This is a genomic window from Halomarina oriensis (genome assembly GCF_009791395.1).
Lineage (GTDB): Archaea > Halobacteriota > Halobacteria > Halobacteriales > Haloarculaceae > Halomarina > Halomarina oriensis.
In genome coordinates, this window is record NZ_WSZK01000036.1 from 25,975 (window position 1) to 51,119 (window position 25,145).

The 25,145-nt window shown below is 65.4% G+C and carries 52 protein-coding genes; 5 read left to right on the plus strand and 47 right to left on the minus strand.

Going from position 1 to position 25,145, the window contains the following annotated elements; all coding sequences use genetic code 11:
* Positions 1-207: 207 nt before the first annotated feature.
* From GQS65_RS18695 to GQS65_RS18925, 47 genes are all read right to left on the minus strand, one after another.
* The gene (locus tag GQS65_RS18695; RefSeq protein WP_158206143.1) at positions 208-717 is read right to left on the minus strand and encodes a hypothetical protein; all 510 of its coding nucleotides are present in this window, start codon (positions 715-717) and stop codon (positions 208-210) included.
* Positions 714-1,514 (minus strand): hypothetical protein, encoded by an 801-nt coding sequence (locus GQS65_RS18700; RefSeq protein ID WP_158206144.1) that lies wholly within the window; start codon positions 1,512-1,514, stop codon positions 714-716. The genes GQS65_RS18695 and GQS65_RS18700 overlap by 4 nt, the downstream gene beginning before the upstream one ends.
* Before the next feature lie 13 nt (positions 1,515-1,527).
* The gene (locus GQS65_RS18705) at positions 1,528-1,833 is read right to left on the minus strand and encodes a hypothetical protein (RefSeq protein ID WP_158206145.1); all 306 of its coding nucleotides are present in this window, start codon (positions 1,831-1,833) and stop codon (positions 1,528-1,530) included.
* Entirely contained in the window at positions 1,830-2,234 is a 405-nt protein-coding gene (locus tag GQS65_RS18710) for a hypothetical protein (protein ID WP_158206146.1), read from the minus strand. The genes GQS65_RS18705 and GQS65_RS18710 overlap by 4 nt, the downstream gene beginning before the upstream one ends.
* Positions 2,218-2,478: a hypothetical protein gene (locus GQS65_RS18715; RefSeq protein WP_158206147.1), complete on the minus strand. Its 261-nt coding sequence runs from the start codon at positions 2,476-2,478 to the stop codon at positions 2,218-2,220. Before GQS65_RS18715 ends, GQS65_RS18710 begins: the two co-directional genes overlap by 17 nt.
* A gap of 224 nt (positions 2,479-2,702) precedes the next feature.
* Positions 2,703-3,422 carry a hypothetical protein gene (locus GQS65_RS18720; protein ID WP_158206148.1) on the minus strand — a complete coding sequence of 240 codons (720 nt, stop codon included), beginning with the start codon at positions 3,420-3,422 and terminating at the stop codon, positions 2,703-2,705.
* Between the two features lie 153 nt (positions 3,423-3,575).
* Positions 3,576-3,794, minus strand: coding sequence for a MarR family winged helix-turn-helix transcriptional regulator (locus tag GQS65_RS18725; RefSeq protein WP_158206149.1), 219 nt, complete (start codon positions 3,792-3,794; stop codon positions 3,576-3,578).
* Between the two features lie 94 nt (positions 3,795-3,888).
* On the minus strand, positions 3,889-4,263 hold the full coding sequence (locus tag GQS65_RS18730; RefSeq protein WP_158206150.1) for a hypothetical protein: 375 nt from the start codon (positions 4,261-4,263) through the stop codon (positions 3,889-3,891).
* Positions 4,256-5,887, minus strand: coding sequence for a DNA cytosine methyltransferase (locus tag GQS65_RS18735; RefSeq protein ID WP_368280331.1), 1,632 nt, complete (start codon positions 5,885-5,887; stop codon positions 4,256-4,258). The genes GQS65_RS18730 and GQS65_RS18735 overlap by 8 nt, the downstream gene beginning before the upstream one ends.
* A gap of 80 nt (positions 5,888-5,967) precedes the next feature.
* Positions 5,968-6,168, minus strand: coding sequence for a hypothetical protein (locus GQS65_RS18740; protein ID WP_158206151.1), 201 nt, complete (start codon positions 6,166-6,168; stop codon positions 5,968-5,970).
* Positions 6,169-6,224: 56 nt separating this feature from the next.
* Positions 6,225-6,701 (minus strand): hypothetical protein, encoded by a 477-nt coding sequence (locus GQS65_RS18745; RefSeq protein ID WP_158206152.1) that lies wholly within the window; start codon positions 6,699-6,701, stop codon positions 6,225-6,227.
* 66 nt (positions 6,702-6,767) lie between these two features.
* Positions 6,768-7,052 (minus strand): hypothetical protein, encoded by a 285-nt coding sequence (locus GQS65_RS18750; RefSeq protein WP_158206153.1) that lies wholly within the window; start codon positions 7,050-7,052, stop codon positions 6,768-6,770.
* Positions 7,045-7,305 (minus strand): hypothetical protein, encoded by a 261-nt coding sequence (locus GQS65_RS18755; protein WP_158206154.1) that lies wholly within the window; start codon positions 7,303-7,305, stop codon positions 7,045-7,047. The genes GQS65_RS18750 and GQS65_RS18755 overlap by 8 nt, the downstream gene beginning before the upstream one ends.
* Before the next feature lie 98 nt (positions 7,306-7,403).
* Complete coding sequence (gene hjc / locus GQS65_RS18760; protein WP_368280334.1) at positions 7,404-7,841, minus strand: Holliday junction resolvase Hjc; 438 nt, start codon at positions 7,839-7,841, stop codon at positions 7,404-7,406.
* Complete coding sequence (locus GQS65_RS18765; protein WP_158206155.1) at positions 7,841-8,005, minus strand: hypothetical protein; 165 nt, start codon at positions 8,003-8,005, stop codon at positions 7,841-7,843. The genes hjc and GQS65_RS18765 overlap by 1 nt, the downstream gene beginning before the upstream one ends.
* The gene (locus GQS65_RS18770) at positions 8,002-8,235 is read right to left on the minus strand and encodes a hypothetical protein (protein ID WP_158206156.1); all 234 of its coding nucleotides are present in this window, start codon (positions 8,233-8,235) and stop codon (positions 8,002-8,004) included. Before GQS65_RS18770 ends, GQS65_RS18765 begins: the two co-directional genes overlap by 4 nt.
* Before the next feature lie 79 nt (positions 8,236-8,314).
* Positions 8,315-8,827, minus strand: a complete 513-nt coding sequence (locus GQS65_RS18775; RefSeq protein WP_158206157.1) for a hypothetical protein — start codon at positions 8,825-8,827, stop codon at positions 8,315-8,317.
* Positions 8,827-9,438 (minus strand): hypothetical protein, encoded by a 612-nt coding sequence (locus GQS65_RS18780; RefSeq protein WP_158206158.1) that lies wholly within the window; start codon positions 9,436-9,438, stop codon positions 8,827-8,829. The genes GQS65_RS18775 and GQS65_RS18780 overlap by 1 nt, the downstream gene beginning before the upstream one ends.
* A 189-nt stretch (positions 9,439-9,627) precedes the next feature.
* Positions 9,628-9,837 carry a hypothetical protein gene (locus tag GQS65_RS18785; protein WP_158206159.1) on the minus strand — a complete coding sequence of 70 codons (210 nt, stop codon included), beginning with the start codon at positions 9,835-9,837 and terminating at the stop codon, positions 9,628-9,630.
* A gap of 40 nt (positions 9,838-9,877) precedes the next feature.
* Positions 9,878-10,084 carry a hypothetical protein gene (locus tag GQS65_RS18790; RefSeq protein ID WP_158206160.1) on the minus strand — a complete coding sequence of 69 codons (207 nt, stop codon included), beginning with the start codon at positions 10,082-10,084 and terminating at the stop codon, positions 9,878-9,880.
* Positions 10,081-10,485 (minus strand): hypothetical protein, encoded by a 405-nt coding sequence (locus GQS65_RS18795; RefSeq protein ID WP_158206161.1) that lies wholly within the window; start codon positions 10,483-10,485, stop codon positions 10,081-10,083. Before GQS65_RS18795 ends, GQS65_RS18790 begins: the two co-directional genes overlap by 4 nt.
* A complete protein-coding gene (locus GQS65_RS18800) occupies positions 10,482-10,748 on the minus strand; it encodes a hypothetical protein (protein ID WP_158206162.1) in 267 nt (88 codons plus the stop codon). The genes GQS65_RS18795 and GQS65_RS18800 overlap by 4 nt, the downstream gene beginning before the upstream one ends.
* Positions 10,745-10,936, minus strand: a complete 192-nt coding sequence (locus tag GQS65_RS18805) for a hypothetical protein (protein ID WP_158206163.1) — start codon at positions 10,934-10,936, stop codon at positions 10,745-10,747. Before GQS65_RS18805 ends, GQS65_RS18800 begins: the two co-directional genes overlap by 4 nt.
* Positions 10,933-11,091 (minus strand): hypothetical protein, encoded by a 159-nt coding sequence (locus GQS65_RS18810; RefSeq protein WP_158206164.1) that lies wholly within the window; start codon positions 11,089-11,091, stop codon positions 10,933-10,935. Before GQS65_RS18810 ends, GQS65_RS18805 begins: the two co-directional genes overlap by 4 nt.
* Positions 11,084-11,347, minus strand: a complete 264-nt coding sequence (locus GQS65_RS18815; protein ID WP_158206165.1) for a hypothetical protein — start codon at positions 11,345-11,347, stop codon at positions 11,084-11,086. Before GQS65_RS18815 ends, GQS65_RS18810 begins: the two co-directional genes overlap by 8 nt.
* Entirely contained in the window at positions 11,344-11,640 is a 297-nt protein-coding gene (locus GQS65_RS18820; RefSeq protein WP_158206166.1) for a hypothetical protein, read from the minus strand. Before GQS65_RS18820 ends, GQS65_RS18815 begins: the two co-directional genes overlap by 4 nt.
* A 2-nt stretch (positions 11,641-11,642) precedes the next feature.
* Complete coding sequence (locus GQS65_RS18825; RefSeq protein ID WP_158206167.1) at positions 11,643-11,915, minus strand: hypothetical protein; 273 nt, start codon at positions 11,913-11,915, stop codon at positions 11,643-11,645.
* A gap of 1,683 nt (positions 11,916-13,598) precedes the next feature.
* Positions 13,599-15,236 carry a DUF5817 domain-containing protein gene (locus GQS65_RS22255; RefSeq protein ID WP_394351464.1) on the minus strand — a complete coding sequence of 546 codons (1,638 nt, stop codon included), beginning with the start codon at positions 15,234-15,236 and terminating at the stop codon, positions 13,599-13,601.
* A gap of 993 nt (positions 15,237-16,229) precedes the next feature.
* Positions 16,230-16,604 (minus strand): hypothetical protein, encoded by a 375-nt coding sequence (locus GQS65_RS18835; RefSeq protein WP_158206169.1) that lies wholly within the window; start codon positions 16,602-16,604, stop codon positions 16,230-16,232.
* Positions 16,601-17,368 (minus strand): ParA family protein, encoded by a 768-nt coding sequence (locus GQS65_RS18840; RefSeq protein WP_158206170.1) that lies wholly within the window; start codon positions 17,366-17,368, stop codon positions 16,601-16,603. Before GQS65_RS18840 ends, GQS65_RS18835 begins: the two co-directional genes overlap by 4 nt.
* A gap of 190 nt (positions 17,369-17,558) precedes the next feature.
* The gene (locus tag GQS65_RS18845; RefSeq protein ID WP_158206171.1) at positions 17,559-17,858 is read right to left on the minus strand and encodes a hypothetical protein; all 300 of its coding nucleotides are present in this window, start codon (positions 17,856-17,858) and stop codon (positions 17,559-17,561) included.
* The gene (locus GQS65_RS18850) at positions 17,855-18,199 is read right to left on the minus strand and encodes a hypothetical protein (RefSeq protein ID WP_158206172.1); all 345 of its coding nucleotides are present in this window, start codon (positions 18,197-18,199) and stop codon (positions 17,855-17,857) included. Before GQS65_RS18850 ends, GQS65_RS18845 begins: the two co-directional genes overlap by 4 nt.
* A complete protein-coding gene (locus GQS65_RS18855) occupies positions 18,196-18,387 on the minus strand; it encodes a hypothetical protein (RefSeq protein ID WP_158206173.1) in 192 nt (63 codons plus the stop codon). Before GQS65_RS18855 ends, GQS65_RS18850 begins: the two co-directional genes overlap by 4 nt.
* Positions 18,387-18,560: a hypothetical protein gene (locus GQS65_RS18860; protein ID WP_158206174.1), complete on the minus strand. Its 174-nt coding sequence runs from the start codon at positions 18,558-18,560 to the stop codon at positions 18,387-18,389. The genes GQS65_RS18855 and GQS65_RS18860 overlap by 1 nt, the downstream gene beginning before the upstream one ends.
* A 255-nt stretch (positions 18,561-18,815) precedes the next feature.
* Complete coding sequence (locus GQS65_RS18865; protein ID WP_158206175.1) at positions 18,816-19,094, minus strand: hypothetical protein; 279 nt, start codon at positions 19,092-19,094, stop codon at positions 18,816-18,818.
* Positions 19,091-19,360, minus strand: coding sequence for a hypothetical protein (locus GQS65_RS18870; RefSeq protein WP_158206176.1), 270 nt, complete (start codon positions 19,358-19,360; stop codon positions 19,091-19,093). Before GQS65_RS18870 ends, GQS65_RS18865 begins: the two co-directional genes overlap by 4 nt.
* The gene (locus GQS65_RS18875) at positions 19,357-19,914 is read right to left on the minus strand and encodes a hypothetical protein (RefSeq protein ID WP_158206177.1); all 558 of its coding nucleotides are present in this window, start codon (positions 19,912-19,914) and stop codon (positions 19,357-19,359) included. The genes GQS65_RS18870 and GQS65_RS18875 overlap by 4 nt, the downstream gene beginning before the upstream one ends.
* Complete coding sequence (locus GQS65_RS18880) at positions 19,911-20,054, minus strand: hypothetical protein (protein ID WP_158206178.1); 144 nt, start codon at positions 20,052-20,054, stop codon at positions 19,911-19,913. The genes GQS65_RS18875 and GQS65_RS18880 overlap by 4 nt, the downstream gene beginning before the upstream one ends.
* Entirely contained in the window at positions 20,051-20,239 is a 189-nt protein-coding gene (locus GQS65_RS18885) for a hypothetical protein (protein ID WP_158206179.1), read from the minus strand. The genes GQS65_RS18880 and GQS65_RS18885 overlap by 4 nt, the downstream gene beginning before the upstream one ends.
* Entirely contained in the window at positions 20,236-20,568 is a 333-nt protein-coding gene (locus GQS65_RS18890; protein ID WP_158206180.1) for a hypothetical protein, read from the minus strand. Before GQS65_RS18890 ends, GQS65_RS18885 begins: the two co-directional genes overlap by 4 nt.
* Entirely contained in the window at positions 20,565-21,185 is a 621-nt protein-coding gene (locus GQS65_RS18895) for a homing endonuclease associated repeat-containing protein (protein ID WP_158206181.1), read from the minus strand. Before GQS65_RS18895 ends, GQS65_RS18890 begins: the two co-directional genes overlap by 4 nt.
* Positions 21,182-21,517, minus strand: coding sequence for a hypothetical protein (locus GQS65_RS18900; protein ID WP_158206182.1), 336 nt, complete (start codon positions 21,515-21,517; stop codon positions 21,182-21,184). The genes GQS65_RS18895 and GQS65_RS18900 overlap by 4 nt, the downstream gene beginning before the upstream one ends.
* Entirely contained in the window at positions 21,517-21,873 is a 357-nt protein-coding gene (locus GQS65_RS18905) for a hypothetical protein (protein ID WP_158206183.1), read from the minus strand. Before GQS65_RS18905 ends, GQS65_RS18900 begins: the two co-directional genes overlap by 1 nt.
* Positions 21,870-22,499 (minus strand): hypothetical protein, encoded by a 630-nt coding sequence (locus GQS65_RS18910; RefSeq protein ID WP_158206184.1) that lies wholly within the window; start codon positions 22,497-22,499, stop codon positions 21,870-21,872. The genes GQS65_RS18905 and GQS65_RS18910 overlap by 4 nt, the downstream gene beginning before the upstream one ends.
* 154 nt (positions 22,500-22,653) lie before the next feature.
* Positions 22,654-23,022, minus strand: coding sequence for a hypothetical protein (locus GQS65_RS18915; protein ID WP_158206185.1), 369 nt, complete (start codon positions 23,020-23,022; stop codon positions 22,654-22,656).
* Positions 23,019-23,351, minus strand: a complete 333-nt coding sequence (locus GQS65_RS18920) for a hypothetical protein (RefSeq protein WP_158206186.1) — start codon at positions 23,349-23,351, stop codon at positions 23,019-23,021. Before GQS65_RS18920 ends, GQS65_RS18915 begins: the two co-directional genes overlap by 4 nt.
* Positions 23,344-23,610: a MarR family transcriptional regulator gene (locus tag GQS65_RS18925; RefSeq protein WP_158206187.1), complete on the minus strand. Its 267-nt coding sequence runs from the start codon at positions 23,608-23,610 to the stop codon at positions 23,344-23,346. Before GQS65_RS18925 ends, GQS65_RS18920 begins: the two co-directional genes overlap by 8 nt.
* A gap of 165 nt (positions 23,611-23,775) precedes the next feature.
* Here GQS65_RS18925 and GQS65_RS18930 point away from each other — a divergent pair, with 165 nt between their 5' ends.
* Genes GQS65_RS18930 through GQS65_RS18950 form a run of 5 tightly spaced genes read left to right on the plus strand, consistent with a single transcriptional unit; the run spans position 23,776 to position 25,123 of the window.
* Entirely contained in the window at positions 23,776-24,108 is a 333-nt protein-coding gene (locus tag GQS65_RS18930; RefSeq protein ID WP_158206188.1) for a hypothetical protein, read from the plus strand.
* Positions 24,105-24,506, plus strand: coding sequence for a hypothetical protein (locus tag GQS65_RS18935; RefSeq protein ID WP_158206189.1), 402 nt, complete (start codon positions 24,105-24,107; stop codon positions 24,504-24,506). Before GQS65_RS18930 ends, GQS65_RS18935 begins: the two co-directional genes overlap by 4 nt.
* Positions 24,503-24,673 carry a hypothetical protein gene (locus tag GQS65_RS18940; protein ID WP_158206190.1) on the plus strand — a complete coding sequence of 57 codons (171 nt, stop codon included), beginning with the start codon at positions 24,503-24,505 and terminating at the stop codon, positions 24,671-24,673. Before GQS65_RS18935 ends, GQS65_RS18940 begins: the two co-directional genes overlap by 4 nt.
* A complete protein-coding gene (locus tag GQS65_RS18945; protein ID WP_158206191.1) occupies positions 24,666-24,944 on the plus strand; it encodes an SWIM zinc finger family protein in 279 nt (92 codons plus the stop codon). The genes GQS65_RS18940 and GQS65_RS18945 overlap by 8 nt, the downstream gene beginning before the upstream one ends.
* The gene (locus tag GQS65_RS18950) at positions 24,941-25,123 is read left to right on the plus strand and encodes a hypothetical protein (protein WP_158206192.1); all 183 of its coding nucleotides are present in this window, start codon (positions 24,941-24,943) and stop codon (positions 25,121-25,123) included. The genes GQS65_RS18945 and GQS65_RS18950 overlap by 4 nt, the downstream gene beginning before the upstream one ends.
* The last annotated feature ends 22 nt before the right edge of the window (positions 25,124-25,145 follow it).

The following is a 25,145-nucleotide window of genomic DNA, read 5'->3' on the forward strand; positions in this document are numbered from 1 at the left end:
TCGGAGTCCCCTGTGCCGGCGAGTGCTTCGTACAGCGCTCGGTGCTCGCGGACGTCGCGGTCCATCCGACGCTGAGAGTCGTGATTTACCATTGTCGAGTCCGCGCGAGCACCGTACAGACGTGCGAACAGTAGCCCGCGGGCGTCTTCACACCGGGCTCGATGGGAGTGTTACACGTGGGGCAGTGTGTCGGAGAAAGCGTGAGCGTCATTGGTCTAACGGGGAGTCGTAGGCAATCGCTTCGGCGTCGAGGACCGAAGCGACCGTCCGGAGCGCACGGTCACGCGAGAAGCCATGGCCGTCGACGTGAGCGACGTCGTACTCCGTGGGTTCGGGCTCCCAGTGTGGTTGAATCTCGATAGGGCGGCGCTTGAGCGGCGGGAGCGTCCGGTCGGCCGTCGGGGCGTCGAAACTCCGAACGTGCGTTTGCCACCAGCGAATCGGAATGCCGTCTTCGTCTCGGTACTGTCCGGCGAGGCGTTCGTTGAGGACGACGCGGGCGAGATTCAGTTGCGTCCCCTCGTAGTGATACGAACTCTCGTAGTTCGGCGCGAAATACCGCGTGCCGAGTGCGACTCGCAGGTCGTCGTGTGAGCACTCGGCCGTGATGAACGGGCCGTCAGGCCGGGGTTTCGAGAACTTCTGGGTGCGAACGTACCGGAACAGCGCCCGGAGTTCGTCCCACGGGAGCGTCCTCGAATCGATGTGGTCTGTCATAGGACTGTGGTGAGAGCGTCCAGTAGGTCACTCGCCCATTCGATGGGGACCAGTGGCGAGCCACCACCCTCGACGTAACCGATGTAGCGATAGCCGGCGAACGCGCCGACCGACGTGTAGAGGATGTAGTCTCTGAGGATGGCGAGACGCCGCTCTGGGATGGCCGCGAGGTACTTCCCGCCGTTGGCCCCGGCGGCGATGGAGAACAACAGCGTGGCCAGCCCCATGGCGCTCTGTGGGTCCTGCCCGATAGAGATACCGAGGGCGAACCCGACGACGGCCGACCCGATGGCCTTGACCGTCGAGTCCGACCGGAAAATCTCGTCGGGGAGATCGTCAACCGACTCCGCGGCCTTGACCGCGTCGTCGATAGCTCGCTGATACCCCGACCGGCCCACGCGGTTGCCACCCGGCAGTGAGGGGTATTCGAGCGACGTCGCCGGGCGAGCGCTGGTGAGCGTGCGCAGGCGGTCGGTGAGCGACGGCCCGGACTGGTCGGAGTCGGTCTCTGGGTCCGTACCCGCGACGGTCGTGACAGGCGAGGGGCGAGCGACGTCGCGTTGGGCGGCCGGAATCGTGACGGTCAGGTCACGCCGAATCGCCTCGGAGTACATCTGGCGACTCGTGTAGATGCGCTTCAGTTCGTCCGGCGTCCGATTCTCGGCCTCCGCAAGCGCTTGCAGGTAGTGTGGGCGAATCGGACAGCCACTGTAGTGCCCGCCCATCGAACTCGGCCCACCGTCGGTCTCGAAAGTACACATCTCACAGGCGAGGTGCTCGGTGTCAGTGTCGGGCATGGAAAATCGAGCCTCAGTAGGCCTCGGCTTTGTAGTAGCGATGCGTCGAGGAGTTGCCGTCGTACGAACCGACGACCTGCCCCTCGAACACTACCGCCATCGTCTGGTGGCGCAGTGGCCCCTCGGTAGCGACGCCGTCGTTCGATTCGACGTCGTGGGCGAGAACGGTCAGCCCGAGGACGTCGTCGACGGCCGGTGGGGACGCTTCGTGAGGGAGCTTCACCAGCGTATAGCCCGTCCGAGAGACGAGGTGGGCGTCTCGGTACGGGCCGTGTTCTACGTCCGCGTCGTAGAGCGTGAGTTTCTCGGGGCGAGTCATCGTTCTGGGTTCTCTCGGTCTTCGAGCGCGCTAGCGACGAGTTCCGAAGCTCCCCAGAACCCCACCTGCAAGACGAGAAGCGCGCCGAACCCGACGGTGACTGCCGGCTCGGCGTAGGCGGGTATCCAGCGCTCGGTCCCGAACCCCGTCGCAGCCAACATGATGAGCAACGTCGCTAGCGTCAGTGACCGAGGGATGCTGTCTCGACGGGCGCTCACCTGCGTCGACCACGCAATCTGGAGCAGGCCGACGACGATGACCGTCAGCGAAAGCGTCCGGGGGCGGATGACGCCGGCGACGACGGCCGCCAGCGACACGCCGATGACGAGACAGACGATGGCGACCGCCGCCAGCGCGTGGCGCGTCCGCATCAACGACAACAGCTTACGGGTCGTCGTCATTGGAGTCGCCCCCCACGTTGGCGGTTATCGTCAGTCCCTGCTGGAGGTACGACACCAGGTCGAGCAGGGCCTGCACGCCGATGAGCATCGCCGCCGAGAACAGAAACAGGCGGTCGATTTGGGCGAGCGACAGTTGTGTCGTGACGATTCCGAAGGCCTCCGCCGCCAACAGCAGTGGCGGGAGCAAACCGGCGACGACACCCACGACTCCGCGAGCGTCGAGTTTTATCTTCGGACGCGTCATTCATCGTTCTCGGGAGCGGCCGTTGATTCGAGTTCATGGTCGAACACGCGAAAGCGCGTGCCAGCACCGACTTCGACGACGTGTTGAAGTTCGCAATCGGCATTGCCGACCATTTCGTTCGTCGTCTCGACGATGCGACCGCGCAGCGGGCGACCGAACGGTGCGATTGTGACGGGGGACTGAGAGGAGGACATCGGGATAACACGAGGAGGGCAACGCGAGGGCTACTGGCGTCTGGTGCGGTGGTGAGCGACGCGACGACCCGTGCCTTCGGGGAGGGCAGGCGTCGTATCGTCGTGCGTGGGGTGGAGGGCATCACGCATGGAGTGGTCCGAGCGAGCGAGTGAGCGCTGGACGGCCGTATCGAAGTTCGGCTCGTCGAACATCGTCGTCGCCGGACAGGACTTCAGCCGCTGAAGTTCCGCCTGCAAGACGAGTGGGTTGTGCTCGATGTCCTTCCGAGAGAGTTGTGTCGAGAGTCGCCGGGCACAGGCGAGCGCGTCGGCTTTCGAGAGCGGGCGATTGCGAAGTTTCCCGATTCGACCACAGACACACGCCCGGGGCGGGTTGCGAGCGGTGTCGCCCGCGCTGGGAAGCGATTCGGTCGTGTCTTGGGCCGGAACGAAATACCGGACGAGGTGGGCACGAGTGGTCTTGCTATCAGACCAGGGGTAGAGGACGTCGTAGTTCTGTCTGAAACACCCCGAGCAGATTTCGGGGTCGCGCTGGATGTCCTGGTGAAACGCACCCAGCTCGTTGACGTCGTTGTCGGTGTCGGTATGCGGGTGTGAACGGTGAGGTTCAGGTTCGTCGCCGGTGACCGTCTGTGTCGACGAAGACGTCTTCTCGGCGTGTGGAGAGGTGTCGAGAAGGGAGTCGTCGTCGCCAGGTCGCCAGCGGTACGGTGCGTCGAGTTGTGTGTCGTCTGCTGTGGCGTGGCTCATCTGAAGGGGAGAGGAAACGCCCGGTCGTGAGCCGGACGCGACGCTGGTTGTGGAACCTCACCGCCACGCCGCGTGGCCGTGAGTTATCGAATCAAGGGTCTGTGGGCGCTTAACCTCATAGATAGACCCCACTGAGCAGGGTCTATCAGGGAGTTACTGTACTTCGTAAATCGTCCGCCGAGCATCCTCGGGGTCTGGGCGGGTCGTGACCAGGTCGCGCTCGACGAGCGTCTGCAACGCCGAGTCGAGCGTGTTCGGACTGATAGCCGTCCGCCGTCGGAGGGTGCGGCGGTCGGCACGACCGTCGTAGTCGATGACCGCCCAACAGAACCGTTCGGCCGTCGACAGACCTGGCGGCGGAGTAGTGGACATTGGTGAAGGGGTGAGCCGTGGGACTCTATCTGCACGTTTTAAGTCAGGGGAGAAAAGTCACACGGGGCTTAGGCGCTGTGGTAGGACGGTGCAGTTACTCAGCGAACACCGACTGCATGACAGCGTGGTTGTCATGCAGCACTTCCAGCACCTCCTGGTCGGTCGCTATCGTATGTATCGGAGAGTCCAACAACCCCTCAGCAGACTCGCCGTGTTTCCACTGCAAGAACGCATCCAGTTTCGCATATCGGTGGACATCGATGGCCACACCTTCGAGAGAGCCATGGTCCTTCAGATGAGTGTCGACGGCCGCCAGTATCAGCCCCCGTATGCGATATGCTTCTTGAGGCGTCGTCTCGATTGTGAATTCTCGATGTGTGACGGGATCCGCCGGGGAGCCATCCGAAGACGGCGCTAACGACGGCTTCTCAACCACCGGATAGGCCACGCGGATGGGGGTGTCAGTCATCGGCTTCCACCCCGCTGTTGGGCGTGAACGTCGACAGCGACGGTTCGTCGCCCGTCAACAGCTTCGTGATGAGCGCTTTCGCTAAGTTAACCGGGACGGCGTTCCCGATCTGGCGCGTCGTCTCGGTCTTGTTCCCGGCGAACTCGTACCCCGCCGGAAACCCCATCGCTGCCGCCAGTTCCGGCGGCTGAAGCATCCGGTAGTGGATGTCGAGTCCCCATGGCCAACACTCGGGGACGACCAGTGCGAAGCGATCTTTCGTCGTCACGGTCGGTAGCGGTTCGTCGACCGAACAGGCATCCGAGTTGCCGTAGTACTGGACGAGATACGGCTGAGCGACGTACGGGTCAGAGCCGGTGGCGGTGACCGTCGGGAGCGGTGCGTCGATGTCGTGGGTGCGTGGTCGTTGTCCCTCGCGCTCACTGAAGTACGGCACGAGATACGGCCGCACAACGTGCCCGTCGTGGTTCTGTGCCGTAATCGTGTGGACGGGCCGCTCGGCAGGATTGTACGCCGGATTCGAGTGCAGACCACGCTGGTAGCCGTTGCGCGGCAAGATGAACGGATTGGGGTTCAACACCGAGATAGCACCGCGAGTTGCCACCGTCGGCAGCGGCTGGTCGGTGACGGCCCGTGGCGTCGCGTTCGACTGCTGACCGAGGACGTAGGGCGTGGCGAGCGCGAACTTGTTCCCGCCCGCAGTGACGGTGTCGAGTGGGTCGTGGACCGACAGGGCCGTCGACGTGCCGTAGTATTTGACGAGAAACGGCTCGCCACGCTCGACGTGGGCGTCGTCCAGGTCGGTCACGTCGACCGCTGTCTGTTGGAGTCGCTCGACGTCGGCTTTTTCGAGGTCGGCCACTGCGTCCGCGAACGGTTCGAGGTCCTCACTGGCGTAGCGGCGCAGTCCTTCGGCGATGCGCTGCATCGTGTTGTTGACGAGCGGGCGGTCACGCTGCCAGATGGACTCGCCAGTGTCCGACCAGTCGATAATCTCGGCGGCCGAGCGCCACTCCTGTAAGTCGTCGCCGCTCTTGCTGTGGGTCGGCTCGGGAAACGCCGCCCGGTTGTTCCGACGGCCGACGACGAACAACCGCCGCCGAGAGGTGGCATCGCCGTAATCCGCAGCGTTCAGAACCCGCCAGTCTACCGAGTAGCCCAGCGACGCAAAGAGGTCCACCCACCGCTCGAAGATAGAGCCATCACGCGAGGGCGTCCCGTCTTCGTCGACCGGCCCCCACTTGCGGAACTCGGGGACGTTCTCGACGAGGACGTGTTCGGGGCGCAGCAACTCGACCCAGTGCAGCAGGTGCATCGGCGAGGTCCGCATCTGCTCGTTGACCGGGGCGCTCCCGCGGGCGTTACTGAAGTGCGTACACTGGAACCCACCGGCGACGATGTCGATGCCGGGGTCGAAGACCTCCGGCGGATGCAGTTCTTCGACTTTCGCGTTGTAGTGGCGCGCCCACGGGTGGTTCGCCTTGTGTGACTCGACGGCGATGGCGTCGTGGTTGACGGCCGCGAGGTCGACATCACGGTCGAGCGACTCGGCGGCGAGTGCGAGGCCCGCCGAGAGGCCACCCGCCCCACAGAAGAGGTCGACCGCCTGGATGGAATCACTCACTGAACATCGCCTCGACAGACAGCCCACGGATGTGGCGTCTCATACGCACGTCTCGCTGTGGTCTCCTCTTGAGTAGAGGGTCAGTGGTCGGTGTGGAAGCGGGCCTCCGCGTGGGGACCGGGATACCACCACTTCGATCCCTCGGTGTGGTCAAGCCACCCTGCGTCGGCCATGACGTGCAACCGACGGCGTATAGTGCGGTCCTGCGCCGCGTCGAGGCCGGCCCGCTCGCGGATGAGACGGGCACGAAACGGATACTCCCGTTCAGCGAGGACGGACATGGTCGTCACCCACACGCGGTCCGAGACGGTCCACTCCGCGTGGGTGGCAGGCTCCATCACTGGGTGTTGAACTGGTCGACAGTGGCTTTCATTTCAGCCGCCTGTTCACGGACGCCACGAACCCACTTGTTAATCTCGTAGACCGGCATGTAGTTCTCCTTGAAGACGAGTGTGACGGCCTCGGTTGCGTAGCCCTCTGCGGCCAGCTCGACCGTCTCGACGTAGCCGTACTCCGGGTCGGGACGAGCCTGAATGTCTTCTTTGCGGGGAAAGTACTCCCCCGCTTCGTCCGGGAGCGTCACGTCGGCCTCCCACAGCGTCGGTTCGCGGTTGCGAAGGGCGACGTTGAACCCGTCACGATGCCAGTAGAGCGTGTCGTCTTCGATGTGCGTATTCTCACCGGGTGGGTGTTCACCCTCCATATCCCATTCCGGAAGCCACCGGACCGACGTCGGTGGCTGTATCATGTCGTCGAGGTCAAGGTCGCGTGCCTCTACCTCCGGGTGTTCGTACTCAGGAGAGTCATCAGGCATTGGTAGCTACTCGTAGGCCGTGTAGAGACATCACGTATCGGAGCACACGACAGTATTGTCCGACGTTCATGCTTCAACCCGAAGAGCGTCAGCATCCAGCGCGGCCGGCGAGCCATCACCGACGTGTCGTGCTTCCGCGCCAGTCCACAGGTAGGCGTGTTCGCGCGAGCAGTGGCGGCAGGGATAGGCGGCGACGACGCGCTCGCGGTCGAGGACACAATACTCGACGGGCGTGGTCAGCGCGGTCGCCACCAGCACGTCGTCGGGGCTGTGCGGACACTGTAGCGTGACCGACGGCGTCCGCTGGCCGGCCCACCACCGACGAAGCGAGTCGATGAGACGGTCAGGCACTGCCGTCACCCCACGCAATTTCGCTTTCGCGTTCGTGCCACGGGCCGTCGACGTCTTCGCCACAGTTCAGACACCGGTAGACGTTACGCTCGTACGTCGTGATGCGGTCGCCGGCGTCGTACTCTTCAGTCTCGCTGCCTTGCTCGCGGCGAAGGTGACCGTACCCACCGTGGTCGCGCGCTTCCATGTCGAGTAGCGACTGCAACCATCGCAGGTCGGTCGGCTGGAACTCCGCGCCTCTGTGCCTCAACAATCGGTGGGCCACACAGTCACACACCGAGGGCTTACCGAACCGAGTGAGCAGCGGTATCACGTCGGCGCGACGGACTTCACCGAAAAATAGCATCTCGCTCACGCCACCACCCCACTCGCAATCTCGGCGAGCGTCATGCCCTCGGCGTAGGCGGTCTCTTTCTTCACGCGGTAGTTCCCGCCGTCGGTCCGATACAGCGTCTCGGGCGCGAGAAAGCGCCAGCCCGAATCGTCGGTCCCATAGTTGGGGTCGCCGTGTTTCGCATCGAAGCGCACGCCCACCAGCGCCCGCGCGCCGAAGTTCTCGGCGAAGTATTCGAGCGCCTCGACCTCTTCCTCGTCGAGATAGATGGGCTGGCCGGCGGAGGCCTTCGCCTCGATTGCGACGAAGACACCGCCGTTGCCCGCGAGGACGTCCGGAAGGGGCCGGTCGGTGCTCGACCCGCTCGCCGGCGCGCGCATCAACGCCATCCCCAGCGCGTCGAGCAGGGTGACGAGTTCGCGCTCCCGACGCGTGCCCTTGGTGTTCCGGGGCACTACAGCACCACCGGAAACGGGACGACTCCCGCCATCGATAGCACGAGCCAGACGACGAGGATAGTGATGGCGAGGAGCAAGCCATAGACGAGTGCGTACCCGACGACGGCAACGAGGACGATTCCGCCCCCGAAGACGAGTTGTCTGAGTAGGTCAGTAGTCATGCGTGGGTTGAGGGAGCCTGCGTGTGTTGCCACGTCACGAGACAGCGCGGGCTGCACGCGACGGGAACGGGCGTGTCGAGCGTCCCGACCGGACAGACCGGGGCGCGGTGAGCCGGGCCGTGATACGGCAACTCGAAGACGACCGTCGAGAGCGTCGGCGTCGAGACGAGCGTCGCCCCACAGTGGCGACACTGAACGGCGCGACGGTCACGGACGGGGTCGAACGTCACTGCGACCCCGCAAACAGCGTGTGTCGAAGGCGATTCACACCCAGTGGTCGCGCTGGGTCGCTCTTGAGTAGGGGCCGAATCACCGGCTATCGAGCGTCGCGTTGTCTTCGAGCGAGCGCTTCTGCAGCGGGTTGCCATCCGCCCGGTAGGAGTCATCGTGTCGGCCGAGGTGGTCGTGAAACGGGTCCCGAGCGAGAATGGTGTGGCGGGCGTTGATGACTGCGAGGGCGAGTTGCCCGACGTAGTGGCCGTCGTCCTGAGTCTCGTGAAACTCGTCGGTGTAGAACTCCGGGGTTGGGTAGTACCGCGCCATCCCCGTGTCGGTCGTGTTGTTCGCCCGCAGGACGACCGCGTCCCGGAGCATCGGAGCGTATGTCTTCAGTTTCGTCTCCGCCGCCTGCCAGCCGGTGTCCGAGGCGAGCCGAGCGTAGACGTGATTCGAGTCTGTCGTCCACGCCCGAATCCCCTCGTCGACGGCGACCGTCGCGGCGAGGTCAGCCGTCGCGTCCCACGCGTCGTGAGAGTCCTCGCGGGTGAATTCGTACGCCGACGCCGGGCGGCCGCGAAGGGTGAGGACCGTCCATCCCACCATTACTCGACCACCTGCAGGTCACGACCGGCGAGTTCCTCGGGTAACGGCCCGTCGACGGCACAGGTAATCGTCTCGGTCGAAGCCATCATGTCCGCCGTATGCACGAGGTCTTCGAGGTCCGACAGCGGCCGTGGCCCCGCGTACCAAGCACCCATGTGCGTCTCGACGGCCCGCGCGACGCGACGGGGGAGCGTCGACTCTCGCCGGATGACCCGCGCCATCCGTAGGTCGTGGTCGTCCGTCGCCCCCGCCTGTGGGGTCTCGGGTGACCCGTTCTTGCGCTGGTCGTGGAGGATGACGGCCGCTCGTGCACAGTCGATGTCGTAGCCGGTGAGGCGCTCTTGACCCACGTACGTCGGGGCGAGGCGTTCGAGGGCCGTCCCGAGCATCAGCGTGTGAATCCAGAGGCCGTGTTCTCCGCGACACTGTGGGTGGTGATACCCACTCGTCGAGGCCGGCACGCGCCAGAAGTACGCCGGAGCGCGCGCAGTGAGGGCAATCGTCTCGGCGCGAATCGCATCGTTCTCGATACGCTCGATGCTCGGAAGACGACGAACGACGTCTTCGGCGTCGAGTAGTTGTGTTGCCGTAGTCGATTGGGGAGATTGCACAGGTAGACCACGCCTTGGCCTGCTCTTGAGTAGGGGTTCACGAGCGGTCGCGGACCGGCGTTACGTCGTCAATTGTCCGGACGGTCACTCGATGAAAACACAACGCGCACAGGTCGTCAGCCCACACCGCGACGTCGTGGGGGCACTGCCGGCCGTCGAACTTTCGGATGGCCCGACACCGTCGCGGGCTCACAGCGGCCGCACCCGCGCGAAGGCGGTGTCGATGAGTGGCTGTTGGACATCTTCGTCGTCCGTGCCAGGGTCGAGAATCGCCCGACGCTGGGCGCGCCCGTCCGTGGTGGAGCGGTAGACACAGACGATGTGAGCCGGCCCCGACTCGCTGGCGTCCGTCTCGGGGGCGACCGCCGAGCGATACGGCGGGTCACGGCGGTGACTCACTGGTGGATACTCAAGGGTTGCGGCGTCGATGGCCATCGTCTCAGTTCGTGCGGCGGCCACGCTTGGTGACCGCCGGGACGTGGCCCGTCTCGTCGGTGTGTTCGGTTGCGAGCGTCTTCGTCGCCGCGTGGACCGCAACAGACTGTGGTGAGCCCGGCGGGTGTTCGACGACGGACCGAACGTCGACGTCCTCGCACTTCGGACAGTCGAGCGTGATGACCGTCCGCTGGAGCGTCTCGCTCGTCATGGAAAGAACACGTTCTCCTCGGTCGGGTATCGCTCGGCGTCCCACGCGACAACGCGCACGATATCGCAGTCAGCCAGGTGGTCGATGAACTGGTAGTTATACCGCATCCCCACCGGGACGTCCTCGTAGTCGGGCCAGAGTTCGATAGGTGCGTTGTTCAAGAGCGCGTAGGTTTCGCGTACCTCACCGTCGTAGACGAACTCGATGGCTTTCTCACCCCACGTATCCCCGAAGGTATAGCGCATGACCGGCGAGAGCACACCCGGCTTGTACTCAAAGTCGCCCTCGACGTCCATCGGACAGAACTCCCCACCGATCTCCGTCGTCACGACGCCCTCGCCGAGTGCGACGTACTCCTCTGGCGTCCGTGAGGTGGTTTCGGTGTCTTCAGCACCATTCATATTCCACACTCCAGCGTCTCGTTGTTGCAACGCGGGCACGTGTAGTGCCAGCTCTCACCGAGTGCTGGCCCGCTGCTGAGGTGGCGCTCGTGCCACTCGTCGCTGTCGAACGGCTCCCCACAGTTCGGGCAACTCGGGTCGTGCTCTGGGATAGTTCGGGGGGCTCCCCAGTCTCCCGGCCGGTACTGTTGCTGGTAGACGTCGCCGAGACTCGGCGTACCCTCGTCTCGCACTACCTTCGGAGCGAACGTATCACCAGTCATGGATTCACCGAGAATCCGTCTTCGTCGTAGAACTTCTCGGCACCTTTGCCGATGGGTTTCATCTCAACGAGAACGCCGAGGCCGTCACAGTTGTCGCAGAACGGCCGCTCCGTCTGTGCGTGGTGGCGTTTGTTCTCGTGGTGGCAGCTCGGACATCGCCATAGCCTCTCGGTGTCTCTCGCGGTCATATGTAGAGTTCGTAGTAGTGCGTCCCGCACTCGGGGCAGTCGGCTTCGGTGCTCTCACTCAGCTCCTCGACGACGAACGGGACCGACGCGTGACAGACCTCGCACTCGATCTCCGCGTGATACCGTTTCGTGGACTGTCGTTCGTTGCTACTCATCGTCACCCCTCGGATAGTCGCTCATCGGTAGCACGGAGTGTTCGTGACTGAGCAACTCCTGACGCTCATCCGAGTAGACGCGCGATTCGCACCAATCGCCGTTGAGGAACCGCACGGTCTTCGTCCAGTGATGGCCGTGGTTCTGGTCGCGGCGGAGGAACACCGGCCCCCACCCAGTCGCAACGTGGATGCACTTCTCACCGGGTGATTCTCGAAGCTCTTGTAAGACGCCCTGCGAGGATTCAGTACCGGTCATAGTACCGTCACCTCGTCGTCCGTGACGTCGATGACTTCGATGCCGTGGTCGGCCGGGTCGATTCGTAACTCGTCGTCGAGTTCCTTGGCGACCCAGTGGGTGACCGCGTCGGGCTTCATCGTGCTGTCTCCGGCGTAGATGTCTGCGCCGGCTGTCGCCACGACCGGGTTGTGTCCGCGGACCTCGGTGGGCTGAATCACGTTGACCCAGTTGTAGACGAGTAGTTCCTTGCCGTCAACCCGGACGTCGATTTCCTCGCGGCGATTGAGCCTCTGCGCAAAGTTATCGGACATGGTCACACCCTCACGAACGAGCTGGGGCTGACGCCCGGCTCTGTCTTCGCGTGTGCGTCGCGCTCGTCCTCGCCAGTACACTTCGTGTGGCAGACGGGACAGCGGTACTCGTTGGTTTCGTCGGCGATCTCCACCGCGACGTCGTGGCCGCGACTCCCCTCGTGGAAGCCGGCCCGCCTTTCCGCGACGTGGCGCGGGAACAGGCCGTCGTCGGTCGTGTCGGCCGTTATCTCACAGCCCTGCCGACAGACCAGTCGGTATCGGGTCCTCGTCATCGGGCCATCTCGCCCCCGTGTCGGTCGCGCCGGTGCTGAAGAAGTTCGTGGTCTGTTGTGTCTCTTCCTTGCGCCATACCCACACTCTCACCTACCCACTCTTGAGTAGGGGTCGGGGCTCAATCGGCCGCGGCCATCGCCAGCGTCGCCTGTTGGGCATCCGGAGCCACACCGTACGTGACCGTCGTTTCCCAACGCGGCTCGGGAACCCACGATGCCGTCTCGTCGAGCAACACACCAAGCACTCGAAGATACGGCCCGAGCCACGGCCAGTGGTCGAGCAGGCGCTCGGGAGGTGGCGACCCGACAGAGAGCGCCGCCCAACAGTCCTCTAACGGACGGCGGTCGACTCCACAGTCACCGAGAACGTCGTGCAGACACGCCGCCAGCGACGGAACGTGGTCGTGGGCCGTCCAGTCACCGACGAGATACTGCGGGCGACAGCCCACGGCGTACTCGTGGCGCTCCTCACGCGTCGGCAACCGGACTCGCCACCCATCGTCAGTGGTCAGGAGTCCAAGCCGCTGAAGCGCCACCAACGTCTCGCGGTTGTTCCGGACGCTCTGGGTGGTGACGCCCGCTCGCTCGGCGAGTTCCCGTTGAGTCGAGGCCGGGCCGCCGCGAAGCAACGCCGCGACGATAGCCCGGACCGTCGGCGTCACGTCGAACGGGAGACCGGCCAAGAAGACTCGCTCGTCGGCCTGCCCAAACGCCCACCGAAGTTCGTCGAGATACGGCGCACGCTCCTCGCCAGCGTCCTGGCCTTGCAGTCGCCACAACCCCTCAGCCAGCGCCCACGGCGACGGGGCGAACAGACGTGCCAACGCCACCGTCTGGCGGGTCGACGCCATCCGCTTGGCCGACAACACTCGCTCGGCCGTCCGGCGCAGCGCCGGCGTCGCGTCGGTGACGATACGCTGCCGACACAAGAACGGCTCGAACGACTCGGCGTCTTCTTGCAGGCGGTCGTCAAGGTGCGTATGAAGACGAGTGAGCGCCGGGCGAAACGCCTTGACGCCCTGGCCCCGGACGATCCACGACCCGATGACCGTCCCCGAGGGGTCGACCGGGTCGACCGTCGGCGCACCCAGACTCCGCGCCTGTTTTGCCGAGCGCGGCTCGTAGAGACACCGAAACGCCGACTGACAACCAATCCGCGAGGAGATAGCCGTCTGCGTGGCGATGAACTCCGCCAGGTGTCGCGCCACGATATCCGTCTCCCGCTGGCCGTTGTTCGCCAGTGCCGAACACGTCAACTCCCGCGTCACCGAGACGTCGAGCAGGTCGAAGACGTGTGTGAGCGTCCCCAACAGGCCGTGGGCCTCTCGAAGAACCTCACTCGCCACCTCCCAGTCGATTTCGCCATCGTTGATATCGCCAGACCGGACCAACAGGCCATCACGAGCCTGCCGAATCCGACGGCGGAACTCCGACGCCTCACAGTCCGTCGGTAACCACCCGACCTGTGGCCCGTGTTGAAGCACCCACCGGTTGCCGTCCAGCAACGCCCCGAGCGAATCGTCGTTCTCACGCAGTCGCTCGTCGGTGAGAATCCGGTCGAGGACCTGGTCAGCGGCCAACGCACCGCAAAGGCGCACCGCTGTGTAGACCATGAGCGGTGAGACCTCCACCGACACCGCGACCTCGTCCATCCCCTCCGGTGCGGAGACGTGGCGCTCCCAGTTATCGCCACGCTCCGGTGCAGGCTCGTCGAACAGCCCGAGTTCGCCCGCCTCGACCGCTCCTGCGGTGGCGTGGTGGCGGGCCAACGACAGACAGCGGACGGCCGCCCCCTCCGCCGACCACCCAGCCCCAGCCGACCCCACCCCATCGGCGGGGGCGGCCTCTCCCGAGTCTGTCCGGGGGGACACGGTCTTTGTGTGGTTGTTTGGGGTGGACCCAACGCTGCCCGACCCCCCCCTTTAATTCGGCCGTTTCGAGGGCTGTCGTGAGCGTTTGCTGTTCTGAAGCGGCCGAGCCAGTTTCCAGTTCGTCGACGAGCGCCCACCCGATGTTGGTGAGCGAAGCGTGATATTCCGGGCCGGGGTGGGTCTCGACGAGGCCGAGGTCCTTCGCGGTCTTGACCTGCGTGCGGAAGGTGTCGGGGTTGTTCGACAGGGCCTCACAGCCCCGAAGCGTGGCGTATGCGGCCTCGCCGAACTCGAAACCGGCGAGCGTCTCGATGACGCGGTGGGCGACCGAGTCGGGGGTGACGGAATCGAGTGCGGCCTCGAAGCGCTCGTGGTCGGCGTCGTCCAGTCCCCGGCCCAGGTTTTCGGCGTAGCCAACGCCGTCGGCCCCGAGTCGCTCTCTGAACAGGGCACCGAACTCTCGACGCAGCGCGCGGGCACGCAGCCCCGAGCAGACCAGTCGCAGGTCACAGCCCTGTGCGAGCCCGGCGAGGAACGCGGCGAAGCGCTCGCGCTGTTGGGCGCTGGCGTCGTGCCACGCGTTGGGAATGGCGAGTTCGACCGTCGGGGGGCCGCGCAGGTGGGCGCGGTGCGCGAGCGCGGCGAGCGGGCCGTCGTGAAGCGCCTGGCGGGTGAGCGCCAGACCGGCGGGGTTGCCCTGGTCCCACTCGTGGTGGAGCGTCTCGGCGAGCGCTCGGGTCTCTCCCCGCCCACAGAGGTCGAGGAGGAAATCGGCGTACTGCCCGTCGAGCGCGGAGACGCCGGCGTCGGTCAGGTCCGTGGCGGCCTGTGCTGGCGACTCACGGGTGACGAGCAGGTCGCCCGCGTGCGAGACGAGTGCGCTCCGAAGCGTGCCCTCTCCGTAGAGCGCTCGCCAGCAGTCGGTCGGGGCGAGCGGGGGCGCGGGCAGGTAGACGTCGGGAGCGACCGTCGGGTCAGCACCGACCGTCAGCCCGGCGTCGGGGGCACGGTCGACGGGAGTGGCTTCGGTGTCGGGGCGCTCGGTCGCCCGCTCCATCGACGCCCGGACGAGGCCGTCGAGTTCGCGGGCGCGCCGGTCGAGGTAAATCTCGGCCGCGCGGTCCATGTCCGGGTCGCGGGAGACAGACCAGGTTCGGTCGGAGGTCTGGAGCTTCGCGTCGACCTCCCGGCGCTGCTCGCCCGCGAGCCCGTAGGAACGATACGCCTTCCACTGCCCGTCACGGTCACCGATGAGCTTGTTCGCGCGTTTCTGGACGAGCGCGTCGCGGGCGGCCGCTTCGGTCTCCTCGACCTCGCCGAACTTTCGGATGGTCCGGGGTGTATGATGTTCGCCACACCGCCCGCACGTCAGCGAGCGCTTCTCGCGGAGGTCCTCGACGAGCCACGTCCACCGGCACTCTCGGCAGCCGACGAACGTCACGCGGGTCATGGCAGCGGCCCCCACGCCGGCTGGCGGGCGATATCGCTATGTGTCTCAAACTCATCGGAGAAGGTGGACGCCACGCGCGGCGTCATGACTGCCACCGTGTGGTCGTGGCCTGTGCGTCCGAGTCGTCCGTGGTCTGGATTGCGTGAAGCACTCTGGAAACCGCCAGTCCGACCATCGTGGCCGGGGGCGCGGCCGCCTCGTCCACTCTGACGCCCGAGTGTGGTAGCACTCGGCCGTCTTCTGACACCCACAGCCGGTGAGTCTCGACTGTCAGCGGCGGTGTCTGACGGGCGACACGCGAGCGTCAGCGCGGCGGCTAACGCGACGCGTAGCTTTATGTGGCCCGCCCCGGTAGGAGAAGGTGTTCTACGGCTTCCCTTTCTGGGGCGGGTTACTGGTTCGTAGCCCCGGCTTTGTGTCGTCGTGGCATAAAACTGCCTAGGCGTCAGACACCCGTCAGCCGCCGGGCTCGCTCGTCGGTCGGGGTCACCATATCTGCGTACGCCACCGCAAGACTGTTTAGAACCGACGGCGAAACTCAGCACGCATACACCCCAGCCTGAGACGAGCCTTTGTGCTCACATCCCGCTGGGTTCCACCCTTGGCTCTGATCGGCACCGGGTGGCGCGCCCTTGTGGCGTGGATGTATGTTCCTATCTGAAGGGGTAGGATTCAGTGTAAGACCCGTAGGGGGTCGTGACCCCTTGGGCAGTTCTGACGACTTTGCTGGTGACCAACTGTGGTCACCAGCCGGTCGTCGTCGACGTGATACCAGCACCGACGAGCGACGCGTCTGGTCGTGTGAGCAGACAGTCAGAAACGCGCGACGTACCAGTACCGGCGAAACCTTGCCGGTGATCGGCACGCCACCCGTCGTGTAGGGGTGGCTAGCGAACATCGAGGATGAAGGGGGTAGTTCAGTTGTTAACGAGGAATTGAGCCGAGGGTGCTTAATCCCACCGCCACTGTCTCACATGCCTGACTATCGGTCGGTCAGTCTCCGCGCCGACGCTCTAACACTTCGACCGGGTCGTCGAGGTCGGCGATGGCATCCAGACCGAGTTCGACGACCAGCGGGTAGAAATCTCGGTTCTTCTCCAAGTTGCGTTCCTCTGGGTTGGCGTCGTCAAAACCAATCGCAGTGATGCGAAAGTCGCGTTCGAGCCTGCGGCGCAACGACAACGGCAGGTGCATCGGGACGCGCTTGGTGGGTTCGTCGTCGAGTGACTCGCGGTCCGCGCCTTCTCCGTGTTCTTCGTGTTCATCGGGGTCCTCGTGGCCTGCGTGTTCCTCCTCATCGTCGCCGTCCGCGTCGTCGCTCGCGTTGAAGCGGTCCCGAACCTTTCGGGAGCGCTCGTCGTCGCTCATCGGGCCACCTCACAGACCTCGGTGGCAAGTCTGTCGAACACGCCAGTCATGTCACACTCGGGTTCTTTGGCGAATATCGAGCCGCCCGCACTCCAGGCGCGCTTGATAGCCACTCGCTTCCGTATCTCGAAGACCGGCACGGCAGGCTCGAAGGCGTCGTGGAGCCACTCGACCATGGCCTCGGCTTCCCCGTCGGTGTCGATGCGGTTGGCCACGACCGCCCGCGTCTCGGCGACGCGGCCGTACTGTTCTTCGATATCGTCGATTTGGTAGTCGAACAGCAGTTCGATAGCGCGTTTCGACGTCGATTCGGCGAGCGCGGGAATCACGAGGTCGTCGGCGGCCAACAGTGCCGAGTCGGAGAGGATACCGAGCGAGGGTGGGCAGTCGAGAATAGCGACGTCGTGGCGGGCCGTCTCGGCGTGGTCCTCCAGAGCACGTTCGACGCGCTCGTACGCCCGCTTTGCCAGCGTGAGTTCCTTTTCGACGACCAGCATATCGATATGCGCTGGGGCGAGCGTCAGTTCGTCGTGTTCGACGAGGACATCGTCGAGTGGGGTGCCGTCGACGAGGACGTCGAACAGCGTCGACCCGTCGGCAGTGTACGCTTCGTTGTGTCCTAATCCCTCAGTGGCGTTACCCTGTGGGTCGAGGTCGACGAGCAGGACGTCGACGCCGCGTTCGTTGAGCGCTCCGGCGATGTTGATAGCGACGGTGGTTTTTCCAATGCCACCTTTCTGACCGGCGAGTGCAATCGTCTGCATCGTGTGCCGTGGTGGACGCGGACACCGTGAGTGTGTCGGTGGCGCTACGGGTGTCGATGAACACGAGTGTCTCGGTGAACACGCGGACTCGGGAACACCCAGTGAACACGGCTGTCACGCGGACCGCGTTTCACGCACGGGCCATGGAGACCACGCGTCCACTGAGTGACACGGCGGCCCCACGGACCGGTCATCCATCGACGTAGACCTCGGCGATGCAGCCCTCGCGGTTGGTCGGTTCGACGTGGACGGGGTCACACGGTGCGACGTGCGCGAACCGGACGAGCCACTTCCCGCGTGACTTCGTCACACCCAGCGCAGAGCAGATATCGTCGAGGTCGAGGCCAGCGCGCCGGTCGGGCGTTCCGCCCACCTCACAGACGAGAAACGTGAGAAACGAGCGGACGTCGGCTGCCTCTTCGGCGGTGCAGTCGTCGGTGACTGCAGGGTACTTCCGACGCATCCACTCGCAGCGGGCGTACGATGTCACGGAGCCACCTCGCCGTCTTCGGGCAACACAGCCCGGACGACAGCAGGGAGTTCGTCCCAGGTCGTCGCCCGCAAGCCACACCAGCGCGCGAGCAAGCCGGGGTGGTCGTCGAGCGTGACGGGCTGGAAACTCTCGGCGTGGTAGTGACACAGCGACGCGCCGGCCTCGTGGATCGCCCCACCACAGCGACAGCCTTTGGCCTTCGAGATAGCGCGACACCGGCCGTGGCCCTGCCGGTAGGTTCGCCGGCGACCGCGAGCGCGGTCGGTCCGTGTCTCTTCGCTACCGGTGGTGTGACTCTCGACGGGCCGACCCCCACCGAAATCAGATAGGTCGGTCACTCGGACCACTCCCCCATCGGGACGCGCTTCCCGCGCCACCAGTGGCCTTCGTGTGGCCCGGTCGACCACGCCCACGTGATGTGGCCACAGGCCGGACAGCCGATGTACGCCCCGCCACTCGCGCCGGTATCGACGCGGCGTCGAAGCGTCCGGCCACACGGGCACTCGACCTCGAAATCGTAGGCCATCACCGACCACCCACGCCTAGCCAGCGGGCCAGTCGGACGAGCGGCCCTGCGGTCGCTCGTTCGTAGCTGTCGAGGACGGTGTACGCCGAGACCGAGTGCCCCTCGGCCATCATGTGGCGATTCGCGGCTGTCCACTGTGCGTCGAACGCGCGGAAGATGTCACGGATGCTCATTGGAATCCCTCGGGAGCCTCGACGCCATCGCAGGGCAGGTGCTCTCGATAGCGCTTGATTGTCTCACCACAGAACGAGCAGTTCTGTGTCGGAACCGAGGCGTCGCCCTCGGGGTGAGGCAGCGCGTGTTTGCACTCGTCGGCGACGTGATAGCGGACCGTCGAGGCGGCCAGGCCGAACTCGCCACCGATATCGTAACAGGTCGCCCGTCGACGTGGCGCTCACGCATCTGCCGACACTGGGTCTCGGAGACGACTACCATCCGACCACCGCCATGACACCCGTTGCGAAGATGCCGAGTAGCAACGCCAGCACGACGAGGGCGACCCACAACACGATGGCTGGGAGCAGTTCGTCGATGATGTCACGCGCGATTTCCCGACCGACACCGTACGTCCAGCGGCCAATCGCTCGCCAGCCGTCTTCGCTGACGGTTCGGTACTCGCCGTAACAGAGTGCAGCGATAGAAAGGGCAGCCATGAGGCCGGCGGCGAGCCACAGGCCGAGGAACAACGTCTCGACGAGGCCTGTCATCCGACCACCTCGATAGCCCCGACAGTGACCAGATACGCGAGTGCGAACACGACCAGGCCACCGCCGATGACGAGGAGCGTGCTGTAGAGTACCTGCCCGACGGAGAGACGGTAGCGATAGGCGGCGAGGATGTACGCCAGCCCGGACCGACGTTTCACCGAGAGGGGCATCTCTGCGTCGAGCAGAACCTGGTGGGTCGACACGGCGGTGAAGCCTGCCCACGCGGCCCCACAGATGCAGGCGACGAGCCACGGGACGGACGTCACTGGCCATCACCCAGGCTCTCACACCACCAGTCGAGTGCGCAGTCCGGACACCAGCGAATGGCCCACGGCGGGTTCGCGGCGACTGCCTTCGCGCGGTAGTCGTGCTCGCGGTGACAGCGACTGTCGGTCGGTCCGGCCGTCGCCTCACCGGTGGGGAGACACGCGAGATTCCCGGCGGTGGACTTGACCGACGCGACCGCAATCGTCTCGAAGCGCTGTCGAAACGGCGCGTCGGGCACGGCCCGCCCATAGCGAGTGGCGAGGCAGTCCCGACACTCGTTCGCCTTGGCCGGGAGGTCAGGACGTCGTCGACGTGTCGGGGCGACACCCAGATTGCCACACCCGTCGATAGTGTGGAACGTCGTCACCGAGTGGTCGGGTATCGTCTGGGCAGTCATCACCGCCCGCCCGGCCCGTAGTTCGTGTTCGCCCGCGAGTACTCGCGCCGTCGCATCGAGGCGGGCAAGCGCGTGGCGGTCCTCGCCGGTCGCGTGAGCGAGCATCTGCTGGGGCGTCATCATCAGCGGGTCGGCCACGGTCGCGTCGGTGCTCATGCACTCAGCCTCCCGAGGACGGCCCCGACGAGCAGGCTACCCACCATGACGTATTCCGTCCAGCCGAGCGACCAGCCAGCGATGACGGCGAGCGTGCCGACCGCGAGGGCCAGCGCGTCGACCAGTCGGGGGGCGTTCACGCGACCACCCCGCTGGGGCGCTCGCCCTCCCAGACGAGCGCACAGTCGATACAGTCGACGATGCGATAGGGCGTACACTCGGGAACTGGGCAGACCCAGCCCTCGGCGTCGGTGATGAAACAGCCCCGATGGCCGTGTTGGCAGACGCGGCGGAACGACCAGTCACGGCGGTTGGGGACGTTCACCGCGACTCACCGCGGGCGATAGCGTAGCAGTCCTCGCGGAGGTCGGCGTCGTTGAGCATCCCAACCTCCAGACACGTCACGACGCTCCAATCCATGATGAGAAAGACGATGACGCTCCCACCCCCGACATCGGTCACCCGAACCTCGTCGGATTGCTTCCCGCCAAGTCTGAACAGTTCGTGCGTGCGGATGTGCTCGGGGGCGCGTCGGGAGGCTGCTAGCGCAGCCTCGGGGCTGATGGCGTCCGGTGGTGCGCGCTGGTCGTAGCGACCGCCCTCTGTGGCCGGTGCGACGACGTGCCACGAGAGAAACGCTGGTGGGGCGCTCACGCCTCTTCACCCCCGTCTTGCAGGTGTGGTGGGCGTGGAATCCCGGCCGCATCGAGTGCCTCGCCCCAACTGCCGAAGCGCCGCGTGTAGACGGCACTCGAATACTCGCCGAACGCATCGACGTCGTTCGACCGCGGCGGGTAGCCGAGAAACTCGTAGCCAGCGCGGAGATCGGCGAGTAGTTCCTCGTTGGGGATGTACCTGTGGTGGTCCGGGCCGGTGGCACGTGGCCCGCCCGCTTCGGTCGGCTTCTGTTCGGGGTCGAGCCCGGCGGCCTGCAATCCAGCGTCAAGCGACCCGAAGCGCCGTTGGACGGTTCGACGACCGACCCACTCTCCGCCGAGGTCACGACACCGTGGTGGGTGGCCGATGGCGTTCGCACACGCCCGCACCGAGCGGGCGATATCTGCGTTCGAGAGCCGAGGGGCGTCGAGTCGGTTCGGCGTCAGTCCAGCGGCCTCGACGGCCTCGTTCCACGACCCGAAACGGGACCCGAAGGTCGCAGTCGAATGATTGCCGTGTTCGCGGTAGTCGAGTATCCTCGGCGTCTCGCCTACCTCCTCAGCAACGCGACGGATGTCGTCGAGCAGGTCCTCCTCGGCGATGCGGACGCTCACGCCTCCTCACCCCTCGTGGTCGCACAGACACGACAGAGCGCTGCGCCGTCGCTCGCGGGCAGGTTCGAGTGTCTGACGTTCGAGCAACTATCACACAGCCGGTGTGAGAGGTCCGGGACGTCCTCTAGCAACGCGTCGAGATAGTCGATGGCCGCCCGGAGCGCCTCGTCCTCACTGGTCGAGAGTACCTCGGTCTGGTAGCGAAGTTCGAGGCGCTCACGCTCGTCAGTGAGTGCGACCTCGCCGGCCGCCTCGACGTCGATATCGAACAGCGAGTGGTCGACGTCCGGTGGGTCGGTCGGCGTGTCACCAGCAGGGTCGGCGACGGGCATCACCACTCACCTCCGGCCGCCTCCGCACACGCCTCGACGTCGACGCAGTGGCGTGGAGAGCGCTCGTGGAGCGCGTCGAGTGCGGTGAGTCGAACTGTCCGGGGCAACTCGCCCCACGCCACGTAGCCCATCGGGTCGGTGTGGCCCGGTCCGGGGCAGTAGTGGCTCTGGTGAATCCCGACGATAACGCCGTCTTCGAGCACGAAATCGTACTGCAGGCCGTTGTAGCGCTCGATACTGTCGCGCTCGTCGTTGATAGTCAGGAAATGCGTATCGACGTAGACCGGCTCGTCATCGCCTGCGTCGTCCCCGGTGTCCTCGTCCCAGTGGCCCTCTGGGACGGCGTACTTGCTCATCGCCGGCCCTCCGGGGCGCGCAGGAGTTCGAGGTCCGTCTGGTCACCACGACGAGCGGTCCGGAGCGCCGCCAGTGCGGGCTGGTACTCCGCGGGCAACACCCGCCGGACGCACTTGCTACACCACGGGTCGTAGCCTGGCGGGAACACACCCGGTGGCTTGTCCATCCACCCGCGTGTAGGCGATACTTCGCAGGCTGCGGTCGGGCCATCCTCGTCCTCGTCGGCTGACTCGTCGTCGGTCCACGTCGGCCGGTCGTCGGTCGCGTCGTTGGTGAGCGTCACCTGCCATGTCTCACGCTGTCGCGCACGCGACTCGGCGCAGTCACACTCCTCGGCGAGCAGGTGGAGTCGGCGGCCCGACGTCACCTTCCCCGCGGTCAGGACGGTCGTGATGCGGTCACGAATCGCCCAGTCGAACGGGTGGGGCACGTCACCGGCCTGCCACGCCTCGACGTCGAAGTCCTGCGGGATGGCGACGAGTGACGTCCCACAGTAGGGCCGCAGCGTGGTCTGTTCGGTCGGTGATTCGGCGTCCTCGGCGTCCGTCTCGACGCTGGCTGTCGGGACGGCCGACTCGAAAAGCGATGCACTGACTGATCCGCTGGCTGCTGTGTCGTGGGGCATATCTGAAGGGGTCTGTCGGCGGCCGTGTGACCGCCGGCGAGGGCGTGTCCCTCGCTCCGATAGTATCCTGTTGGGCTACCGGTACATTATGGTTTTCTCACGTCCGTGTGAGTGTTTGACTCGCTACGCTATCTGGAGGGTCTCGCACGGTCGCTCATGTGTAGCCCGCCTCGCGGAGTTCGTCAGGGGTCATCGTCTCCCCCGTCTCGGGGTGGTGGTACGTCTGTCGCCACTTGCCGCTCTCGTCTCGTCCTGCGGGTCGACGAGTCCACCGCACGCACTCACGCAGTCCGCCACATTCACACCGAGGAGCGTCCTGAACGGCCGGGGAAAACGTCTCCGCGCCGCACTCCGTACAGTGCAGGTGGTGGCGCATCTCGGCGCTGTTGTGACAGTGGTAACACTCGCGGCGGTGGTCGGACAGATCTTCGAGACCGCCGGGGAGTGGTCGCCGGGTCACTCTCGCAACGTCGAGCGTCAGCTGTCCAGTCTGATACACGCCCTGCGACGAGTGCTCACTCATCGCTCGGTCACCCGGTAGAGGTAACCGTCGGTCCGGCTGCCGTTCACGTCCGTGATGGCGTCGTCCCATGCCGCCGCGGAGTCGAACCCGGATAGTTCGACATACTCATTAGGGAGTTGGTCCAGCGGAAACGACTCGTCGAGCGCCCCGAGACACTCGACCGTGCAGTCACCACGCTTCGGCCCGGTGCGCGTCTCGCGCCACCACGTCGCGCCGGTCGTCCGGTCGGCCGTCCGGAACGTGACGACCTCGCCGTGGGTTTCGAGTTGCGCACGCGCGACCGGGTGCCCGAAGATTATCGGACCGACGTGACTCGTGGCGTTACTCATCACAGACCTCTCGGGGGTCACCGACAAACTCATACATTCCTTCGACGGGTTGGGTTACCCAGCCTGCAGTCCGAAGCTGTCGAAGCGCATACTCGGCAGTGCTCTTTTTCACATCGGCACGCTCGCGCACGAGTAGCGGCGAGACACGCCCCCACGGGTTTCCAGTCCCGCGGCCTTCTTTGAGAACTTCCAGTGCCTTTTCCTCGGAATCGGATGGCTCGTGATGCTCATTCACGTCACCGGTGGTGACTACTGCCATACACATAGCGATAGCAGTTTGGTTAGCATAAAGCTTGGCCAAGTTGTTTAGCACTATGCGGAGCAAAGTTACAAGTACCCCCGACTCATAGACGTAACTGAGCAGCAGGGTGTCACAGAAAGTGGCCGTGTGTTATGGCACACGACCTGCGCTCGCACGCTGCGCATGACGACAAAGACAACCACGACCCAAGACAGTATCGCTCCGCTGCGAATCCCGTCGCGGCCGGTCGCCGTTGAGGCGGCTGCCCAGGAGGTTCGCGCCCGCGTCACCTACCGTTCGCGTCGGACCGGCACCGACCAGACCGTCACCGGCACGGTCGTCGACTGTGTACACAGCGACACCGCCGACGACGACCAGTACACGCTGCACCTCGAAACCGACGAGGGACACACCGTGTTTGCCTGCCCGACGCTTCGGAACGTCGTCTCGAAGACGTCGCGGACGACGCGACTCGGCCGCCTCCTGGCTATCGACCCCGTGGGTGATGGCGAATGAGCAACCTCGCCATCTCCGCTCGTACTCGGCGGGCGGCCAAGCAAGAGTCGGGCATCCGCTGGTACGACCCCGAGACCGACCACGAACACTTCTCGCGGCCCGTCGGCGTCACGGACCTGCTGGATGCCGGTGCGGACCCCGACGCGCCCGAGGAGACGCGGCTCGTCGACCACGTGGCCATCGAGCCATACCGCGGCCCCGGTGGTGACTGGCGTGGGAAGGTCAAGCGCACGTCCCTGCGCGTCCTGCGTGATGGCGAGCGCATCACCATGCTCGCCACCAAACAGGCCGTCACCTCGGAGGTCTTCGACGACCGCGAAGACGCGGTGGCCTACTGCGAGGGCGAAGCGCCGGTGTACGCCGACGCCGACCTACGGGACGTCACGGAGGAACGATGACGCTCACGCACTGTCGGTGTGGTGCGCCGCTGGTCGTCGCCGAGGCAGTCGCGGGCGAGACGCGCTGTGATGCCTGTCGTGGCGACCGCGACCGCCTGCGGGCGTGTAGCGTCTGTCAGCGTCTCGGCTGCCAGGACCGTGTCCGTCGAGGGGTCTGCCATGCCTGAACTGGCGACACGCCCCGACGTGGCGAGTGGCTTCGAGCGCCGGTGTCTCGCCGCGCTTACCAGCCCGATGCGCGTCACCGACGTCGCGCCGGACCTCTACGAGGTCGCTTCGGAGTCGGGCAACACCTACACCGTCGACGTCCGCGAGCAGGTCTGTAGCTGTCCGCAGAGTACCTATCGTGACATACGGTGTAAGCATCTGGTGCGGGTGGCGCTCGTGACCGCTGACTCAACACGGCCACTCACCCCGCTGACGCTCCCTGCCCGATGACCCTCCCGACGCTCGACGGCCGGAAGTGTGCGGGCTGTTCCCGGCTGGTGCTTCGGCGTGACCGGAGCGTCGAACCGGGCGCGCTGTGTACGGCCTGTCGGAGCGAGGACCTTCTGGTGTGTTCCTGTGGCCGCACTGGCCTCCCCGAGCGCATCGCCCTCTGTGAGCGGTCCCACTGACGCTTCGGCGCTTTCTCGACCC